Source organism: Pseudomonas sp. UBA6310 (genome assembly GCF_002438225.1).
GTDB lineage: Bacteria > Pseudomonadota > Gammaproteobacteria > Pseudomonadales > Pseudomonadaceae > Pseudomonas_O > Pseudomonas_O kuykendallii.
Genome location: NZ_DJTK01000067.1, coordinates 17,532 through 33,683, shown reverse-complemented (window position 1 = coordinate 33,683; position 16,152 = coordinate 17,532). Strand labels below are relative to the sequence as shown.

The 16,152-nt window shown below is 62.1% G+C and carries 14 protein-coding genes; 11 read left to right on the top strand and 3 right to left on the bottom strand.

The features are described 5' to 3' along the window. Positions 1-40: 40 nt before the first annotated feature. Positions 41-2,311 (bottom strand): ATP-dependent Clp protease ATP-binding subunit ClpA, encoded by a 2,271-nt coding sequence (gene clpA, locus B3E91_RS16325; protein ID WP_287030511.1) that lies wholly within the window; start codon positions 2,309-2,311, stop codon positions 41-43. Between the two features lie 30 nt (positions 2,312-2,341). Then, complete coding sequence (clpS, locus tag B3E91_RS16320) at positions 2,342-2,704, bottom strand: ATP-dependent Clp protease adapter ClpS (protein WP_090231082.1); 363 nt, start codon at positions 2,702-2,704, stop codon at positions 2,342-2,344. A 216-nt stretch (positions 2,705-2,920) separates the two neighbouring features. Here clpS and cspD point away from each other — a divergent pair, with 216 nt between their 5' ends. Further along, positions 2,921-3,184 carry a cold shock domain-containing protein CspD gene (gene cspD, locus B3E91_RS16315; protein ID WP_090231083.1) on the top strand — a complete coding sequence of 88 codons (264 nt, stop codon included), beginning with the start codon at positions 2,921-2,923 and terminating at the stop codon, positions 3,182-3,184. A gap of 60 nt (positions 3,185-3,244) precedes the next feature. On the opposite strand, the gene icd is transcribed toward cspD, so the two are convergent. Continuing rightward, a complete protein-coding gene (icd, locus tag B3E91_RS16310; protein WP_287030510.1) occupies positions 3,245-4,501 on the bottom strand; it encodes an NADP-dependent isocitrate dehydrogenase in 1,257 nt (418 codons plus the stop codon). A gap of 354 nt (positions 4,502-4,855) precedes the next feature. Between icd and B3E91_RS16305 the strand changes: the two genes are divergently transcribed. The 10 genes from B3E91_RS16305 to B3E91_RS16260 all read left to right on the top strand — a co-directional run bounded on the left by B3E91_RS16305 (position 4,856) and on the right by B3E91_RS16260 (position 16,042). Beyond that, on the top strand, positions 4,856-7,087 hold the full coding sequence (locus B3E91_RS16305) for an NADP-dependent isocitrate dehydrogenase (RefSeq protein WP_287030509.1): 2,232 nt from the start codon (positions 4,856-4,858) through the stop codon (positions 7,085-7,087). A gap of 101 nt (positions 7,088-7,188) precedes the next feature. Continuing rightward, positions 7,189-7,635 carry an NUDIX hydrolase gene (locus B3E91_RS16300; protein ID WP_273230615.1) on the top strand — a complete coding sequence of 149 codons (447 nt, stop codon included), beginning with the start codon at positions 7,189-7,191 and terminating at the stop codon, positions 7,633-7,635. Between the two features lie 61 nt (positions 7,636-7,696). After that, positions 7,697-8,815 (top strand): tRNA 2-thiouridine(34) synthase MnmA, encoded by a 1,119-nt coding sequence (mnmA, locus tag B3E91_RS16295; protein WP_287030508.1) that lies wholly within the window; start codon positions 7,697-7,699, stop codon positions 8,813-8,815. Further along, entirely contained in the window at positions 8,812-9,432 is a 621-nt protein-coding gene (gene hflD / locus B3E91_RS16290; RefSeq protein WP_090230938.1) for a high frequency lysogenization protein HflD, read from the top strand. The genes mnmA and hflD overlap by 4 nt, the downstream gene beginning before the upstream one ends. Positions 9,433-9,516: 84 nt before the next feature. Further along, a complete protein-coding gene (purB, locus tag B3E91_RS16285) occupies positions 9,517-10,887 on the top strand; it encodes an adenylosuccinate lyase (protein WP_287030506.1) in 1,371 nt (456 codons plus the stop codon). A 61-nt stretch (positions 10,888-10,948) separates the two neighbouring features. Further along, entirely contained in the window at positions 10,949-12,115 is a 1,167-nt protein-coding gene (locus tag B3E91_RS16280; protein ID WP_287030505.1) for a cupin domain-containing protein, read from the top strand. After that, the gene (locus B3E91_RS16275) at positions 12,108-12,533 is read left to right on the top strand and encodes a GNAT family N-acetyltransferase (protein WP_286786051.1); all 426 of its coding nucleotides are present in this window, start codon (positions 12,108-12,110) and stop codon (positions 12,531-12,533) included. The genes B3E91_RS16280 and B3E91_RS16275 overlap by 8 nt, the downstream gene beginning before the upstream one ends. A gap of 8 nt (positions 12,534-12,541) precedes the next feature. Continuing rightward, on the top strand, positions 12,542-13,168 hold the full coding sequence (locus B3E91_RS16270) for a histone acetyltransferase HPA2 (RefSeq protein WP_287030504.1): 627 nt from the start codon (positions 12,542-12,544) through the stop codon (positions 13,166-13,168). Further along, positions 13,165-13,974, top strand: a complete 810-nt coding sequence (locus B3E91_RS16265) for a secretin N-terminal domain-containing protein (protein ID WP_287030503.1) — start codon at positions 13,165-13,167, stop codon at positions 13,972-13,974. The genes B3E91_RS16270 and B3E91_RS16265 overlap by 4 nt, the downstream gene beginning before the upstream one ends. Positions 13,975-14,446: 472 nt before the next feature. Next, on the top strand, positions 14,447-16,042 hold the full coding sequence (locus B3E91_RS16260; protein ID WP_287030502.1) for an isocitrate lyase: 1,596 nt from the start codon (positions 14,447-14,449) through the stop codon (positions 16,040-16,042). The last annotated feature ends 110 nt before the right edge of the window (positions 16,043-16,152 follow it).

Here is a 16,152-nt window from a genome sequence, read left to right as displayed (position 1 = left end):
GCCGGGCGTTTTCGTTATTGCGCAGTCCGGAAGGAAGCGGCTAGGCCACTTCCGCCGTGGTTTCGAACTCGAAGGCCAATTCACCGGCCTCGACATCGATGTGCACGATTCCTCCATGCTCTGCCAGTTCGCCGAACAGGATCTCTTCGGCCAGAGGACGCTTGATCTTGTCCTGAATCAGGCGCGCCATCGGCCGAGCCCCCATCTGCGCATCGTAACCACGCTCTGCCAGCCAGCCGCGAGCGGCATCGCTGACTTCGAGTTGCACGCGCTTGTCCTCGAGCTGCGCCTGCAGTTCGGTGAGGAACTTGTCGACGATGCTCTTGATCACTTCGGTGCTCAGGCGGCCGAACTGGATGATGGTGTCCAGGCGGTTGCGGAACTCCGGAGTGAAGCTCTTCTTGATGACTTCCATGGCATCCGAAGAGTGATCCTGATGGGTGAAGCCGATCGAGGCGCGCGACGCGGTTTCCGCACCGGCGTTGGTGGTCATGATCAGGATCACGTTGCGGAAATCCGCCTTGCGTCCGTTGTTGTCGGTCAGCGTGCCATGGTCCATCACCTGCAGCAGCAGGTTGAAGACTTCCGGGTGCGCCTTCTCGATCTCATCGAGCAGCAACACGCAATGCGGCTGCTTGGTGATCGCTTCCGTAAGCAGACCGCCCTGGTCGAAGCCGACGTAGCCCGGAGGCGCGCCGATCAGCCGGGAAACGGTGTGCCGTTCCATGTACTCCGACATGTCGAAGCGCACCAGCTCGATGCCCATGGCTTTCGCCAGTTGCCGCGCCGCTTCGGTCTTGCCGACACCGGTCGGTCCGGCGAAGAGGAACGAACCCACCGGCTTGTCCGGCGCCTTCAAACCCGCACGAGACAGCTTGATCGCCGTCGACAGCGAGTCGATGGCTGCATCCTGGCCGAACACCGTGAGCTTGAGATCGCGCTCCAGGTTACGCAGCAGCTCCTTGTCGTCGCTGGACACGTGTTTGGGAGGAATACGGGCAATCTTCGCCACGATGTCTTCCACCTGTGCCACGTCGATGCGCGCCACACGCCGCTCTTCTGGCTGGAGACGCTGATAGGCGCCCGCCTCGTCGATCACGTCGATGGCCTTGTCGGGCATGTGTCTGTCGTTGATGTAGCGAGACGCCAGCTCGGCGGCGGCGCGCAACGCCTCATCGCTGTACTCGATGTGGTGATGCTGTTCGAAACGAGCTTTCAGGCCGCGCAGGATGCCGACGGTGTCCTCCACGGAAGGTTCGACCACATCGACCTTCTGGAAGCGCCGAGCGAGTGCGCGATCTTTCTCGAAGATGCCGCGGAATTCCTGGAAGGTCGTCGAGCCGATGCAACGGATCTCGCCGGAAGACAGCAGCGGCTTGAGCAGGTTGGACGCATCCATCACGCCGCCCGAAGCCGCACCGGCACCGATGATGGTGTGGATCTCATCGATGAAGAGGATCGCATGAGGCCGCTTGCGCAACTCGTTGAGCAGGGCCTTGAAGCGTTTCTCGAAGTCGCCGCGGTACTTGGTGCCCGCGAGCAGCGCGCCCAGGTCGAGGGAGAAAACGATGCTATCGGCGAGAAGGTCGGGTACCTGACCATCAACGATACGCTTGGCCAGGCCTTCGGCGATCGCCGTTTTGCCGACACCGGCCTCGCCAACCAGCAGCGGGTTGTTCTTGCGCCGACGGGCCAGGATCTGAGCCACGCGCTCGACTTCGCTTTCGCGCCCGACCAGAGGGTCGATGCGGCCCTGACGAGCGAGCTCGTTCAGGTTGCTGGCATAAGCTTCCAGGGGATGATTGGTGGAGACGGCCTCACCGCCTTCCTCGTCGTTGATTTCCTGCTCGCCGTCAGCCTGATCACCCTGACCAGGCACCTTGGAAATGCCATGGGCGATGAAGTTGACGACGTCGATGCGGGCAACGCTCTGCTGCTTGAGCAGGAAAACCGCCTGGCTCTCCTGCTCGCTGAAGATGGCGACCAGCACATTCGCGCCGGTTACTTCGCGCTTGCCAGAACTTTGCACATGGAAAACGGCGCGCTGCAGAACCCGCTGAAACCCGAGCGTCGGCTGAGTTTCGCGTTCTTCGTCATGCTGCGGAATGAGCGGGGTGGTCGAGTCAATGAACTCCTGCAACTCATGCCGGAGCTTGTCGAGGCTGGCGCCGCAGGCACGCAATACGGTGGCTGCAGCTTCGTTATCCAACAGGGCCAGGAGCAGGTGTTCCACGGTCATGAATTCATGACGCTTGGAACGGGCTTCCTTGAAGGCCAGATTGAGGGTGACTTCGAGTTCGCGGTTCAACATAGCTTCACCTCATACCCAAGTGGCCGGCGTCTAACCGTCCTTCTCGATTTCACAGAGTAGCGGATGATGGCTTTCCCTCGCGTACTGATTGACCTGTTCAGCCTTCGTTTCTGCGATATCCCGGGTGAACACTCCGCATACTGCACGCCCTTCTGTATGGACGGCCAGCATGATTTTGGTCGACAGTTCTCGGTTCAGATTAAAAAACACCTCCAGCACTTCGACGACGAAATCCATCGGCGTGTAGTCATCGTTATACATGACCACTTTATACAGCGGAGGTGCCTGCAATTTTGGTTTGGCTTCCTGCACAGCGAGCCCGGACGCTTCGTCCTCCCACTTGTCCGGACCATCCTGATTGAATGTTAGTCGAATCTGGCTGCTTGCAAACATACGGAAATAAAGGCTCGCACATGGTTGGAGCTGGGCTGCAGGGCAAATATGACAGGCTTCTCAACCGTCCGCCGCATAGCCTTGACTAACGGCGAAACGGTGTTACAAACAATGAATGCCCAGTTGGGTATTGGGAGCCCACGCGAATTGCTTTTTTGCGTGGAGTCGTCGTGGATGATACTCCAGAGATGGAGTCCTTTGCAGAGGGATGTCAGCATGCTCAGCGGTAAGGTCAAGTGGTTCAACAACGCCAAAGGCTATGGATTCGTTCTGGCCGACGGCCGAGATGAGGACCTGTTCGCTCATTACTCGGCCATTCAGATGGACGGTTATAAAACCCTTAAGGCAGGACAGCCTGTGAGTTTCGACATCATTCAAGGGCCCAAGGGGCTACACGCGGTGAACATTAGCCCTGTGTTGAGCAATGCCGAAAACCTGACGCCGGCGGTAAATCTACAGAGTCAGGCCGCCGAGGCCTGACCCTTGGATAGCGTGCAAAAAAGGCCGATCTCTGATCGGCCTTTTCTTTTGTCCATCACTTTACATATGGGCGATCAATGCATCGCCGAATTCGGAACAGGACAGCAGCGTTGCGCCATCCATCAGGCGCTCGAAATCGTAGGTCACCGTCTTGGCCGAGATCGCTCCATTGGTACCCTTGATGATGAGATCCGCCGCTTCGACCCACCCCAGGTGGCGCAGCATCATTTCGGCAGACAGAATTATCGACCCCGAATTGACCTTGTCCTGACCGGCGTACTTGGGCGCAGTCCCGTGGGTAGCCTCGAACATGGCGATGGTGTCCGACAGGTTGGCGCCCGGCGCGATGCCGATGCCACCCACTTCCGCCGCGAGCGCATCGGAGAGGTAGTCACCGTTCAGGTTCAGGGTAGCGATGACGTCATATTCCGCCGGGCGCAGCAGAATCTGCTGGAGCATGGCGTCGGCGATGGCGTCCTTGACGACTATGTTCTTGCCGGTCCGCGGGTTCTTGAACTGCATCCAGGGACCGCCATCGAGAAGCTCCGCGCCGAATTCGTTCTTGGCGATCTCGTAGCCCCAGTCTTTGAAGGCACCTTCGGTGAACTTCATGATGTTGCCTTTGTGGACGATGGTCAGCGACTCGCGGTCGTTGTCGACGACGTACTGCAACGCCTTGCGCACCAGGCGCTGGGTGCCCTCCTTCGATACCGGTTTGATGCCGATGCCGCAATCCTGGTCGAAGCGGATCTTGGTGACGCCCATCTCTTCCTTGAGGAACTTGATGACCTTGGTCGCCTCGGGCGATCCGGCTTTCCACTCGATACCGGCATAGATATCTTCGGAGTTCTCGCGAAAGATCGTCATGTCGACGTCGCCTGGCTTCTTCACCGGGCTCGGCACGCCCTCGAACCAACGCACCGGGCGCAGGCAAACGTAGAGGTCGAGTTCCTGCCGCAGTGCGACGTTCAGCGAGCGAATGCCGCCGCCCACCGGGGTGGTCAACGGGCCCTTGATCGAGACGACGAAATCGCGAACGGCCTCGAGGGTCTCCTTCGGCAGCCAGGTGTCCTGATCGTAGACCTGGGTGGCTTTCTCGCCGGCATAGACTTCCATCCAGGAAATCTTGCGCTCGCCGCCGTAGGCCTTTTTGACGGCGGCGTCGACGACCTTGATCATCACCGGGCTGATATCGATACCGATGCCATCCCCCTCGATGAAGGGAATGATCGGATTGTTCGGCACATTCAGGGTGTTATCGGCGTTTACGGTGATTTTCACACCATCGGCAGGCACCTGAATCTTTTGATATCCCATGCTGTACTCCACGTTGTGGTTAACCTCAGGCAGGTGTTCAGCGTAGTCCACCTGCGTCGAGCCGAGCTGTATTCCTTAGTCTAATCATCGGGCACCGGCAAGCTCCCGACGAACAACACGGTGGTATACTGCGCCGCGTGACTAAAGAGTCATCGAGAGCCGAGACATCTGCAACAGGATGTCCGCCCTCGCAACGGTCGAATCGCAAACCAGATCCGACCGCACAACGCTCTACTGGTGCCATCAACATCACCTGCGGCAAATTCTCGAATTTCGACTCTGACCTGAGCGAAAGCGTCTATCCGGCGCGCCTCGAGATCCTGTGCACGCCCAGCAAAGAGAGAGTTCTCGCCAATGTCCACCCGCTCGAAGATTACCTACACCTTCACCGACGAAGCCCCCGCCCTCGCAACCTATTCGCTTCTTCCCATCGTCAAGGCCTTCGCGGCCTCCGCCGATATAGACGTCGAAACCCGCGATATCTCTCTGGCTGGACGCATCATCGCAAGCTTCGCTGACCAGCTCGACAGCAGCCAACCGGTCGAAGACGAACTGGCCCAACTGGCGGTTCTGGCCACCTCGCCAGACGCCAACATCATCAAGCTGCCGAACATCAGCGCCTCCGTGCCGCAACTCAAAGGCGCGATCGCCGAGCTGCAGGCGCAGGGCTTCGCCGTTCCGGATTTCCCCGAAGACCCGCAGACCGACGCGGAAAAAGAAGTCCGCGCGCGTTACAGCAAAGTGCTCGGCAGCGCCGTGAACCCGGTGCTGCGCGAAGGTAACTCGGACCGTCGCGCCCCGGCCGCGGTCAAGGCCTACGCCCGCAAGCATCCGCACTCGATGGGCAAGTGGAGCATGGCTTCGCAGTCCCACGCCGACTACATGCGCGGCGGTGACTTCTTCTCCAGCGAGCAGTCCTTCACCATGCCCCAGGCCGGTGACGTGCGCATCGAATTCGTCGGCAAGGATGGCAAGGTCGAGCTCAAGAAGCAGCTGAGCCTGAAGGAAGGCGAAGTCTTCGACGGCATGTTCATGAGCTGCAACAAGCTGCGTGCCTTCTTCGAGAAGACTCTGCAGGACTGCAAGGAAACCGGCGTCATGTGGTCCCTGCACGTCAAGGCGACCATGATGAAGGTGTCCCACCCCATCGTCTTCGGCCATGCCGTCAGCGTGTATTACAAGGACGTCTTCGAGAAGCACGGCGCGCTCTTCGAAGAGCTGGGCGTGAACCCGAACAACGGTCTCTCTAGCGTCTACGACAAGATCAAGTCGCTGCCTGCCTCGCAGCAGGAAGAGATCCTCCACGACATCCACGAGGTGTACAGCCATCGCCCGGAAATGGCGATGGTCGACTCGGTCAAGGGCATCACCAACCTGCATATCCCGAGCGATGTCATCGTCGACGCCTCGATGCCGGCGATGATCCGCAACTCCGGCCAGATGTGGGGCCGCGACGGCAAGCAGAAGGACACCAAGGCGGTGATGCCGGAAAGCACCTACGCGCGCATCTATCAGGAGATGATCAACTTCTGCAAAACCAACGGCGCGTTCGATCCGACCACCATGGGCTCGGTACCGAACGTCGGCCTGATGGCGCAGAAGGCCGAGGAATACGGTTCCCACGACAAGACCTTCGAGATGAAGGCCGACGGCATCATGCGCGTCGTGCTGGCCGACGGCACCGTGAAGATCCAGCACGAAGTCGAAGCCGGCGACATCTGGCGCGCCTGCCAGACCAAGGATGCCCCGATCCGCGACTGGGTGAAGCTGGCCGTCACCCGCGCCCGCCAGTCCGGCACCCCGGCGGTCTTCTGGCTCGACCCGGAGCGTGCGCACGACCGCCAGCTGAAGCTGAAGGTCGACGCGTATCTGCAAGAGCACGACCTGAACGGTCTCGACATCCGCGTCATGGATTACAACGAAGCCATCCGTTTCAGCATGGAGCGAATGATTCGTGGCAAGGACACCATCTCGGTGACCGGCAACGTCCTGCGCGACTACCTGACCGACCTGTTCCCGATCATGGAGCTGGGCACTTCGGCGAAGATGCTCTCCATCGTTCCGCTGATGGCCGGCGGTGGCATGTACGAAACCGGCGCCGGTGGTTCGGCCCCCAAGCATGTCCAACAGCTGATCGAGGAAAACCACCTGCGCTGGGATTCGCTTGGCGAGTTCCTGGCCCTGGCCGTGTCCCTTGAGGAAACCGGGATCAAGACCGACAACCGGAAAGCCAAGTTGCTGGGCACCACCCTCGACGCCGCGACCGGCAAGCTGCTCGACAACAACAAGTCGCCTTCGCGCAAGACTGGCGAGCTGGACAACCGTGGTAGCCACTTCTATCTGGCGCTCTACTGGGCCGAAGCCCTGGCCACCCAGAGCGAAGACGCCGCGCTGCGCGAGCGTTTCAGCAAGCTCGCCAGCACCCTGGCCGAGCAGGAAGCGACCATCGTCGCCGAACTGAATGCGGTCCAGGGATCGCCGGTGGACATCGGCGGCTACTACCGCTCCAACCCGGAGCTGACCAGCCAGGTCATGCGCCCGAGCAAAACCTTCAACGCCGCGATCGACGCCCTGATCCAGGGCTGACCGCGAAGGTTGTTGCGTTTCAACAGACCCCCGGCCCACGTGCCGGGGGTTCTGTTTCCGGGCGATCATGGTCGGCCGTTCACCCTACAGAGGTCATCCTTGTGGATTGGAATCCGCACATCACCGTCGCCACCGTCGTCGAAGACCAGGGGCGCTTCCTGCTGGTGGAAGAGTTCGCGGGAGAGAAAGCCGTCCTCAACCAGCCGGCGGGTCATCTCGAAGCCAACGAAAGTCTGCTCCAGGCCGCCTTGCGCGAGACCCTCGAGGAAACCGGCTGGGAGGTCGAGCTGACCGCCGTTACCGGCATCTATCTGTATACCGCGCCGAGCAACGGCGTGACCTACCAACGCGTCTGCTTCGCCGCGCGGCCGCTGCGACACCTGCCCGATTCGCCGCTAGACCACGGCATCATCGGGCCGCGCTGGATGACCCGCGACGAACTCGCCGCCGTGCCCGAGCGCTGGCGCAGCGAGCTGGTAGTGCGTTGCATCGACGACTACCTCCGCGGCGAGCGCTTTCCGCTGGCGCTGATCCGCACGGCCGGCTGATCGCCCTGCGGCAGTTCGCCTGTTAGAATTACTCCTTTTTGTGGCCGTCAACCCCGAACCTATGCACGATCCAGCCCATACACGCGTCATCGTCGGCATGTCCGGCGGCGTGGACTCCTCGGTTTCCGCACTTCTCCTGCTCAAGCAGGGCTACCAGGTGGAAGGTCTGTTCATGAAGAACTGGGAGGAGGACGACGGCACTGAATACTGCACCGCGCGCGAAGACCTCGCCGACGCCCAGGCGGTGTGCGACCGGATCGGCATCAAGCTGCACACCGCGAACTTCGCCGCCGAATACTGGGACAACGTCTTCGAGCACTTCCTCGCCGAGTACAAGGCCGGGCGTACGCCGAACCCGGACATCCTCTGCAACCGCGAAATCAAGTTCAAAGCCTTCCTCGACTATGCGCTGATGCTCGGCGCCGACCTGATCGCCACCGGCCATTACGTGCGCCGCCGCGATGTCGATGGGCAGACCCAGTTGCTCAAGGGCCTCGACCCGAACAAGGACCAGAGCTACTTCCTCCACGCCGTCGGCGGCGAGCAGATCGCCCGCACGCTGTTCCCGGTTGGCGAGCTGGAAAAGGCCGAAGTGCGCGCGATCGCTGAAATGCATGGGCTGGCGACCGCGAAGAAGAAGGACTCCACCGGCATCTGCTTCATCGGCGAGCGGCGCTTCTCCGACTTCCTCAAGCAGTATCTGCCGGCGCAACCGGGCGAAATCCAGAACACCCGCGGCGAGGTCATCGGCCGGCACGCGGGGCTGATGTACCACACCATCGGCCAGCGTCAGGGGCTGGGTATCGGCGGCTTGAAGGATGCCGGCGACGAGCCGTGGTACGTGCTGGCCAAGGATCTGGAGCGCAATGTACTGATCGTCGGCCAGGGCAACGACCATCCGCTGCTGTTTTCCGGCGCCCTCCTCGCCAGCGAGATCTTCTGGGTCAACCCGGTCGAGTTCGGCACCACGCCACGGCCGCTGACCGCCAAGGTCCGCTATCGCCAGTCGGATCAGGCCTGCACGCTGGAGCGTACGCCCGACGGCTACCGCGCCGTTTTCGAGGAGCCCCAGCGCGCCGTGACGCCGGGTCAGTCGGTGGTGTTCTACGACGGCGAAATCTGCCTCGGCGGCGGCGTCATCGAAATCGCCGAACCCTGCACCACCAAGGAATTCGCATGACGCCGATACAGGAACAGCTGGTCGCCCTTGGAGCGGTGTTCAGCGCCGCCGCGCTCGCCGACCGGATCGCCAGGACCGGCCAGGTCAACGAAGGCGCCCTTGGTTGCTTGCTCGGCAGCCTGCTGGTACGCGATCCGCAAAACACACTGGACGTCTACGGCGGCGACGATCTCAACCTGCGCGACGGTTATCGCGCGCTGGCCAGTGCCCTGGAGCGCGACCCCAACAGCCTGCAGCGCGAGCCGCTGCGCTACGCGCTTGCTCTGCTCGGCCTCGAACGCAAGCTGGCCAAGCGCGACGACATGCTCGAGACCATCGGCACCCGCCTGGACCAGATCCAACTGCAGGTGCAGCACTTCGGGCTCGTTCACGATAACGTCATCGCCGCCTGTGGCGGGCTCTATCAGGACACCCTGAGCACCTTCCGCCAGCGCATCCAGGTGCATGGCGACATGCGCTTCCTGCAGCAAAGCAGCAACGCCTCGAAGATCCGAGCCCTGCTCCTCGCCGGTATTCGCTCCGCGCGCCTATGGCGCCAGCTGGGCGGACATCGCTGGCAACTGGTGTTCAGCCGCCGCAAGCTGCTGGCCGAGCTGTACCCGCTGCTGCGCAACTGACCGTCGGGGCACGCGGTCGGCAGGTCGGCCGATTCGTGTATGATACGCGCCCCATTTCCTGCCCCGACCGTCCGAGAACGCCCCATGCAGCTTTCCTCGCTCACCGCGGTTTCCCCCGTCGATGGCCGCTACGCCGGCAAAACCAGCGCTCTGCGCCCGATCTTCAGTGAATACGGCCTGATCCGTTTCCGCGTACAGGTCGAGGTCCGCTGGCTGCAACGCCTGGCCGCCCACTCCGGCGTCGCCGAAGTCGCGCCTTTCTCGGCCGAAGCCAACGCGCTGCTCGATCGACTGGCCGAGGATTTCCAGCTCGAACACGCCGAGCGCATCAAGGAAATCGAACGCACCACCAATCACGACGTCAAGGCCGTGGAATACCTGCTCAAGGAGCAGGCGGCGAAGCTGCCGGAACTGGCCAAGGTCAGCGAATTCATCCACTTCGCCTGCACCAGCGAGGACATCAACAACCTGTCCCACGCCCTGATGCTCCGCGAAGGCCGCGACACCGTGCTGCTGCCGCTGATGCGCCAGGTCGCCGAGTCGATCCGCGAGCTGGCGGTGAAGTTCGCCGACGTGCCGATGCTCTCGCGCACCCACGGCCAGCCGGCCTCGCCGACCACCCTCGGCAAGGAGTTGGCCAACGTGGTCTATCGCCTGGAGCGCCAGATCGCCCAGGTCGCCGGCGTGCCGCTGCTGGGCAAGATCAACGGCGCGGTGGGCAACTACAACGCGCACCTGTCGGCCTATCCGTCCATCGACTGGGAAGCCAACGCCCGCGAGTTCATCGAGCAGGATCTCGGCCTGCAGTGGAACCCGTACACGACGCAGATCGAGCCGCACGACTACATCGCCGAGCTGTTCGACGCCACTGCCCGATTCAACACCATCCTCATCGACTTCGATCGCGACATCTGGGGCTACATCTCCCTAGGTTACTTCAAGCAGCGCACCATCGCCGGCGAGATCGGTTCCTCGACCATGCCGCACAAGGTCAATCCGATCGACTTCGAGAACTCCGAAGGCAACCTCGGCATCGCCAACGCGCTACTCCAGCACCTGGCCAGCAAGCTGCCGGTGTCCCGCTGGCAGCGCGACCTGACCGACTCCACCGTGCTGCGCAACCTCGGTGTCGGCTTCGCCCATAGCGTGATTGCCTACGAGGCAAGCCTCAAGGGAATCAGCAAGTTGGAGCTCAACGCTCAGAAGATTGCTGAAGACCTGGACGCCTGCTGGGAAGTCCTCGCCGAGCCGATCCAGACCGTCATGCGCCGCTACGCCATCGAGAATCCCTACGAGAAACTCAAGGAGCTGACCCGCGGCAAGGGCATCAGCCCGGAGGCGCTGCAGACTTTCATCGACGGGCTGGAGATGCCGGAAGACGCCAAGGCCGAGCTGCGCAAGCTCACGCCAGCCACCTACATCGGCAATGCCGTGGCCCAGGCCAAGCGCATCTGACCCGCCTCACTTTTCTGCACGCCCGGCAGTGCCGGGCGTTTTTATTTGCATAGGCAAACGCATGACTTCCGATCTTCCCCTGCAAATCCTCGGCGGCATCAGCGCGCGTGAGTTCCTCCGTGACTACTGGCAAAAGAAGCCGCTGCTGATCCGTCAGGCCATTCCCAACTTCGAAAGCCCGCTGTCCCCGGACGAGCTGGCCGGCCTGGCTCTGGAAGAGCAGGTCGAGTCGCGGATGGTCATCGAGCACGGCGAGCGCCCCTGGGAATTGCGCCGCGGCCCGTTCGCCGAGGACGCCTTCCAGAATCTGCCCGAGCGTGACTGGACGCTGTTGGTGCAGGCCGTCGACCAGTTCGTTCCGGAAGTCGCCGAGCTGCGCGAGCACTTCCACTTCCTGCCGAGCTGGCGCATCGACGATGTGATGATCAGCTATGCCGCGCCCGGCGGCGGCGTGGGACCGCATTTCGACAACTACGACGTGTTCCTGCTGCAGGCCCATGGTCAGCGTCGCTGGAAGATCGGGCAGATGTGCGACAGCGACAGCCCGATGCTCGACCATGCCGACCTGCGCATCCTGGCCGGCTTCGACGAGACCGACGACTGGGTTCTGGAGCCCGGCGATATGCTCTACCTGCCCCCGCGGCTGGCGCATTTCGGCACCGCGGTGGATGAGTGCATGACCTATTCCGTGGGCTTCCGCGCCCCCAGCGCTGCCGAAGTGCTGACTCACTTCACCGATTTCCTCGCCCAGTTCCTCCCGGACGAAGACCGTTACGGCGACGCCGACATCGCGCCGGTCAGCGACCCGCACCAGATCCAGATGGACGCCTTGCAGCGCCTTAAATCGCTGCTGGACGAGCACATGGGCGACGAGCGCCTCCTGCTCACCTGGTTTGGCCAGTTCATGACCGAACCGCGTTATCCGGAACTCGTCGCCGGCGAAGAGCTTTCCGAGCGCGATTTCCTCAAGGCTCTCGAGGATGGCGCGGTGCTGATCCGCAACCCCAGTGCGCGCATGGCCTGGAGTCAGGTCGATATCGGCCTGCTGCTGTTCGCCAGCGGACAGAGCCGTCTGTTGCCCGAACACCTGCTGGAGCTGCTGAAGCTGGTCTGCGCCTGCGACGCGCTGCATCAGGAAAACCTCACGCAATGGCTTGCCGACGACGACGGGCGTAATCTCCTGTGGGAGTTGGTCAAACAGGGAAGTCTGGAGTTTGCCGATGAGTAGCATCCACGTTCGTGTCGCCGACTGGCAGAAGGAAAATGCCGAGCTAAGACGTATCCGCGAAAGCGTGTTCATTGCCGAACAGGCGGTGCCGCCGGAACTGGAATGGGATTCGGACGACGCGAGCGCCGTGCATTTCCTCGCCTTGGAGGGCGACTTCCCGATAGGCACCGCGCGGCTGCTATCCAACGGCCACATCGGCCGGGTGTCGGTGCTGCGCGACTGGCGCGGGCTGAAGGTCGGTGATGCGCTGATGCGCGCCGTGCTGACCGAGGCCGAGCGCCTCGGCCTGGCCGAGCAGACGCTCAGTGCACAGGTCCATGCCGCGCCGTTCTACGAGCGCCTTGGCTTCGAGATCGTCAGCAGCGAATACCTCGAAGCCGGCATTCCCCACGTCGACATGGTGCGCCGCAGTCACTGAGGATTCGCATGAACGATGCCCCGGAATTGCCTGACGAGCCGAGCGACCTGCCCGCTATCGAGTTCCAGTCGCCGGGTCGTTTCGATGTGCACAATCCCCTTCCCGAGCTCCCCGAGGCGGAGCGCTGGGAAGCGGCGCCCTTCACGCTCAACCAGACCACGGAACTCCAGACGTTCCGCACGGCGGACGAGACTCGTCGCCATGCCATCGCCCTTCTGCAGCAGGCGCGCCGCGCCCTGTGCCTGTACAGCAGTGACCTCGAGCCCTGGCTGTACAACCACAGCAGCATCCAGGAAGCCTGCACGCGCTTCCTGCTGGCTCATCCACGGAACCACTTGCGCATCCTCCTGCGTGATTCCAGCCGCGCCGTGAAGGAAGGCCATCGCCTGTTGAACCTCAGCCGGCGCCTGTCGAGCAACTTTCAGATACGCAAGCTGCATCCCGACTACCCCAACGAAGAGTGCGCCTTCCTCATCGCCGACGACTGCGGGCTGTTGCTGCGTCCCGAGCTCGATCAATACGCAGGTCACGTCCGTTATCGCGATGTCGCCCAGGTGCGACTGCGCCAGGCGCAGTTCGACCAGGCATGGAACACCAGCACACTCGATCCCGATCTGCGGAGTTTTCTGCTATGACGCCTCACACCCTCCTAGTCGCCCTGCTGCTCGCCGCTGCCGTGCCCGCGCAGGCCTCCACCGAGATCATCCAGCTGAACTTCCGCACCGCCGAGGACGTGCTGCCCACCGCACGTTCGGTGCTCGGCCAGGAGGGTAAGGTGAGTGCTTACGGCAACCAGTTGGTCGTCAACGCGCCGCCGGAGAAGATTCAGGAGTTGCGCGGGTTGCTCGGTCAGCTGGATACCCAGCCGCGTCGACTGCTGATCAGCGTCGACACCCAGGAAGCCAGTTCGCGCGATGACCGGGGTTACCGTGTGGACGGTTCCGCCAGCGCCGGTGGCGTATCCGTCGAGAGCGGGCGTGGTGAAGTGAATGGCCGAGACCAGGTGCGGATCATCCGCCACAGTACGGAAAGCCGCGGCGACGGTGTGCAACAGGTGCAGGCAACCGAAGGCTATCCGGCGCTGATCCAGGTCGGCCAGAGCGTGCCCCTGACAACGACGAGCACCGGTCCCTACGGGCAGGTGTATCAGGACACCCAGTACCGCAACGTCACCCAGGGTTTTTACGTCACTGCCAGCCTGACGGGCGATACCGTGCACCTGAACATCAGCAGCAACCGGGATCGCCTCTCGCAGCGCCAACCCGGTGCCATCGACATCCAGAGCACCGACACCCGCATCAGCGGACGGCTCGGCGAATGGCTGCCGCTGGGTGGCGTGACTCAGGGCAGCCAGGCCGATCAGCGTGGTTTCGTGCAGCGTTATTCGACCCAGGGGCAGGACGACATGACCCTTCGGGTGAAGGTCGAGGCGCTCGACTGATCAGTCATCTTCAGCCTCATCAGACTTTTGTAGTAGCTTTGAAAAAACACTACAAAATCGTTTGACGAACGTTTTTGCCAGGGGCATGATGGCCTCGCTCCCGCTAGCCAGGGGCCTCGAAAGAGGTCTCCCGGAGCGTGCTCAGACCAACCAGTCGAGCCGTTCCGTGTCTGCGCCGCCCACAAGGCAGTTTGACGAGGTTGCGACTGGAACGAAGTCGTCCTGAGGGACGGGGAAGCGCTTAGCGTTACAACGAGATGGACTGCATGCTTCTGTCGGCGAACCGCCCGATCGGTTCGTTCAAACCCGCCAGAACGCCGCCCGCCCGCTCGTTCCCCTCCTCAGCAGCAACCTCGCCCTAGTCGATCCCTCGACGCAGTAGCCCGAGCACCCGAACCCATTGACTTCAGCACACAGGTTTCGAGTGGCAGCGCCCAGCGCTTACCCATTCTCTACTTCGAAAGGATCGACCATGTCCGCTTATCAAAACGACATCAAGGCCGTCGCCGCTCTCAAAGAAAAGGCAGGCAGCAGCTGGAGCGCCATCAACCCCGAATTCGTCGCCCGCATGCGCACCCAGAACCGCTTCAAGACCGGTCTGGACATCGCCAAGTACACTGCCGCGATCATGCGCAAGGACATGGAGGAGTACGACGCTGACTCCTCCGTCTACACCCAGTCGCTGGGCTGCTGGCATGGCTTCATCGGTCAGCAGAAGCTGATTTCGATCAAGAAGCACCTCAAGACCACCAACAAGCGTTACCTCTACCTGTCCGGCTGGATGGTTGCCGCGCTGCGTTCCGAGTTCGGCCCGCTGCCCGACCAGTCCATGCACGAGAAAACCTCGGTAGCTGCGCTGATCGAAGAGCTGTACACCTTCCTGCGCCAGGCCGACGCCCGCGAACTCGACCTGCTGTTCTCCGCACTGGACGCCGCCCGCGCTGCCGATGACAACGCCAAGGCCAGCGAAATCCAGTCGCAGATCGACAACTACGAGACCCACGTAGTACCCATCATCGCCGACATCGACGCCGGCTTCGGCAACCCGGAAGCCACCTATCTGCTGGCCAAGAAGATGATCGAAGCGGGTGCCTGCTGCATCCAGATCGAAAACCAGGTCTCGGACGAGAAGCAGTGTGGTCACCAGGATGGCAAAGTGACCGTTCCCCATGCCGACTTCCTGGCCAAGATCAACGCGGTTCGCTACGCCTTCCTCGAGCTGGGCGTGGACGACGGCGTGATCGTAGCGCGTACCGACTCGCTGGGCGCTGGCCTGACCAAGCAGATCGCCGTGACCAACGAGCCGGGCGACCTGGGCGACCTGTACAACTCGTTCCTCGACTGCGAGGAAATCAGCGCCAGCGAGCTGGGCAATGGCGATGTGGTCATCAAGCGCGAAGGCAAGCTGCTGCGTCCCAAGCGCCTGCCGAGCAACCTCTTCCAGTTCCGCAAAGGCACCGGCGAAGACCGTTGCGTGCTGGACTGCATCACCTCGCTGCAAAACGGCGCCGACCTGCTGTGGATCGAAACCGAGAAGCCGCACGTGGGCCAGATCGCCGCGATGGTCAACCGCATCCGTGAAGTGATCCCGAACGCCAAGCTGGTCTACAACAACAGCCCGTCGTTCAACTGGACGCTGAACTTCCGCCAGCAGGTGTTCGACACCTTCGTCGCGGAAGGCAAGGATGTGTCGGCGTACGATCGCGCCAAGCTGATGAGCGTCGAGTACGACGAAACCGAGCTGGCCAAGATCGCCGACGAGAAGATCCGCACCTTCCAGCGCGACGCCGCTGCTGAGGCCGGTATCTTCCACCACCTGATCACCCTGCCGACCTACCACACCGCTGCGCTGTCCACCGACAACTTGGCGAAAGGGTACTTCGCGGACCAGGGCATGCTGGCCTACGTCAAAGGCGTCCAACGTCAGGAAATCCGCCAGGGTATCGCCTGCGTGAAGCACCAGAACATGGCCGGTTCCGACATGGGCGACGCCCACAAGGAATACTTTGCCGGCGAAGCCGCACTCAAGGCAGGCGGCAAGGACAACACGATGAATCAGTTCCACTGACGATCGGCTGATCCGCAGGAAATAAAGGCGCCCCGGGCTTCAATCCGGGGCGTTTTTTTTGTCCCATTTTTATAGCGCTGCGGCATAATGCCCTACAGCGCCAAGCCCAT

Excerpts from the sequence above, each read along its gene's own strand:
- clpA (WP_287030511.1), bottom strand. The coding sequence starts at position 2,311 with ATGTTGAACCGCGAACTCGAAGTCACCCTCAATCTGGCCTTCAAGGAA.
- clpS (WP_090231082.1), bottom strand. The coding sequence starts at position 2,704 with ATGTTTGCAAGCAGCCAGATTCGACTAACATTCAATCAGGATGGTCCG.
- cspD (WP_090231083.1), top strand. The coding sequence starts at position 2,921 with ATGCTCAGCGGTAAGGTCAAGTGGTTCAACAACGCCAAAGGCTATGGA.
- icd (WP_287030510.1), bottom strand. The coding sequence starts at position 4,501 with ATGGGATATCAAAAGATTCAGGTGCCTGCCGATGGTGTGAAAATCACC.
- B3E91_RS16305 (WP_287030509.1), top strand. The coding sequence starts at position 4,856 with ATGTCCACCCGCTCGAAGATTACCTACACCTTCACCGACGAAGCCCCC.
- mnmA (WP_287030508.1), top strand. The coding sequence starts at position 7,697 with ATGCACGATCCAGCCCATACACGCGTCATCGTCGGCATGTCCGGCGGC.
- hflD (WP_090230938.1), top strand. The coding sequence starts at position 8,812 with ATGACGCCGATACAGGAACAGCTGGTCGCCCTTGGAGCGGTGTTCAGC.
- purB (WP_287030506.1), top strand. The coding sequence starts at position 9,517 with ATGCAGCTTTCCTCGCTCACCGCGGTTTCCCCCGTCGATGGCCGCTAC.
- B3E91_RS16280 (WP_287030505.1), top strand. The coding sequence starts at position 10,949 with ATGACTTCCGATCTTCCCCTGCAAATCCTCGGCGGCATCAGCGCGCGT.
- B3E91_RS16275 (WP_286786051.1), top strand. The coding sequence starts at position 12,108 with ATGAGTAGCATCCACGTTCGTGTCGCCGACTGGCAGAAGGAAAATGCC.
- B3E91_RS16270 (WP_287030504.1), top strand. The coding sequence starts at position 12,542 with ATGAACGATGCCCCGGAATTGCCTGACGAGCCGAGCGACCTGCCCGCT.
- B3E91_RS16265 (WP_287030503.1), top strand. The coding sequence starts at position 13,165 with ATGACGCCTCACACCCTCCTAGTCGCCCTGCTGCTCGCCGCTGCCGTG.
- B3E91_RS16260 (WP_287030502.1), top strand. The coding sequence starts at position 14,447 with ATGTCCGCTTATCAAAACGACATCAAGGCCGTCGCCGCTCTCAAAGAA.